This is a genomic window from Lyngbya aestuarii BL J (assembly GCF_000478195.2).
Classification (GTDB): Bacteria; Cyanobacteriota; Cyanobacteriia; order Cyanobacteriales; family Microcoleaceae; genus Capilliphycus; species Capilliphycus aestuarii.
In genome coordinates, this window is record NZ_AUZM01000185.1 from 1 (window position 1) to 1732 (window position 1732).

Sequence of the window (1732 nt, forward strand, 5' to 3'; positions counted from 1 at the left end):
ATCCTTTGAAGATTGAACTCGGATGGCTGGCGGCTCATGGACTCTTGCATCTTTTGGGTTGGGATCATCCTGATGACAGGACACTGATCCAAATGCTTGATCAGCAGGCGATCATGCTGCAATCAGTCGGTTTGAAAGTGAATAAGACGATGCTCGAAAATGTCAATTTAGTAGAATATTCACGGACTCCCGTTGTCAATCAAGGAAGAAGTGTCTGAAGCCTGTGTTAGAGAGGAGTGTATTTGGAGTAGTGTATTTAACGATGAAAACTTTACTAACGATACCTTCTGGATCGGCATGAAACCAGAAAGACGGCTCTCAATCCGTAAAAACCGATCAAGATTCGTGTTAAATTTCTGGCAACGTGTTAAATTTCTTCAAACCTCGATAGCAAAATTTATTTGAATATCTCAACAGTACCCAGTGAAGGATATATGCCTAATGAATCTAAATGAACCCTCTGTAGCACCGCTCCAAGCCCGATTGCTTTCGGTTTCTCAACATCGTTCGGCGAAGATGAATACGGCTCCTGAACCTCCTGTGAGTTCACACAATGGCCGCTCTAGTTCCTCTTGGACGGTTGCTTCTAATCTGTTGGTGAGTTTTCAATACGCTTGGACAGGCATTACCTACGCCTACAAAACTCAACGCAATTTTCGCATTCATACTGTCATTGGTACCCTCGCGATCGGCTTGGGCTTTTTTTTGCATCTGTCTTCGGTAAAATTAGCGGTGATCGGTTTAACCATTGCAGCAGTGATGGCGATGGAACTGTTAAATACAGCGATTGAATCTGTGGTTGATTTAACCGTTGGTCAGTCCTACCACGAACTCGCGAAAATTGCGAAAGACTGTGCCGCAGGAGCGGTGTTAATCTTTGCGATCGCCGCGTTGTTAGTAGCGATGATGTTACTCATCCCTCCGCTCTTGGTGCAACTGGGGCTAGTGACAGTAGGAGTTGGTACTTGATTATTGTGATTGATAATTATGACAGTTTCACCTACAACATCGTTCAGTATTTAGGTGAACTGGGTGCAGAGTTCCCCGTTGCTTCTGAGGTTCGCGTTGTCCGCAACGATCAAATTACCGTTGATCAAATTAACCAAATTCAACCCCAGGGTGTGGTTATTTCTCCGGGGCCAGGTCGTCCAGATGATGCGGGGATTTCCCTGGAATTAATCGAACGCTTAGGCCCCCAATTACCCATTTTGGGGGTGTGTTTAGGTCATCAAAGTCTAGGTCAGGTGTTTGGAGGGAAAATCGTCTCTGCACCGGAACTAATGCACGGTAAAACCTCTACAGTTCATCACACCGGACAGGGGGTTTTTCAAGGGTTAGAAAATCCTTTGAGCGCGACTCGCTATCATAGTTTAGTGATTGACCGTCAAACTTGCCCGGAGGTGTTGGAGATTACGGCTTGGATAGACGATGGTACGATTATGGCTGTCCGACATCGGAACTATCCTCATCTGCAAGGCGTCCAGTTTCATCCAGAGAGCATTTTAACCACCAGTGGTAAACAGCTTCTCAAAAACTTCCTGCGATCTCTGTCGGAAGTTTAGCTCATTGCTTTCTGTTTGTCCTTGATTTTTCATCCTCGCTTTCTATGAAACGGCGAAAATTTATCCGTCTGCTGCAAACTGGTGCATTAGCTAGTGTTACAACTCTGGGGATATCGCGATCGCGATCGGTAATTGCTCAAACTCCCAACTCCAATAAGATCGGAAGAGCA

The 1732-nt window shown here is 45.5% G+C and carries 3 protein-coding genes; all 3 read left to right on the top strand.

Annotated elements, in window-relative coordinates:
• Positions 1–218: rRNA maturation RNAse YbeY (locus M595_RS27355; RefSeq protein ID WP_023069828.1), on the top strand; the 218-nt coding region annotated here is incomplete at its 5' end.
• A gap of 223 nt (positions 219–441) precedes the next feature.
• On the top strand, positions 442–969 hold the full coding sequence (locus M595_RS27360; protein WP_023069111.1) for a diacylglycerol kinase family protein: 528 nt from the start codon (positions 442–444) through the stop codon (positions 967–969).
• The gene (locus tag M595_RS27365) at positions 966–1562 is read left to right on the top strand and encodes an anthranilate synthase component II (RefSeq protein WP_023069100.1); all 597 of its coding nucleotides are present in this window, start codon (positions 966–968) and stop codon (positions 1560–1562) included. The genes M595_RS27360 and M595_RS27365 overlap by 4 nt, the downstream gene beginning before the upstream one ends.
• Positions 1563–1732 lie beyond the last annotated feature (170 nt).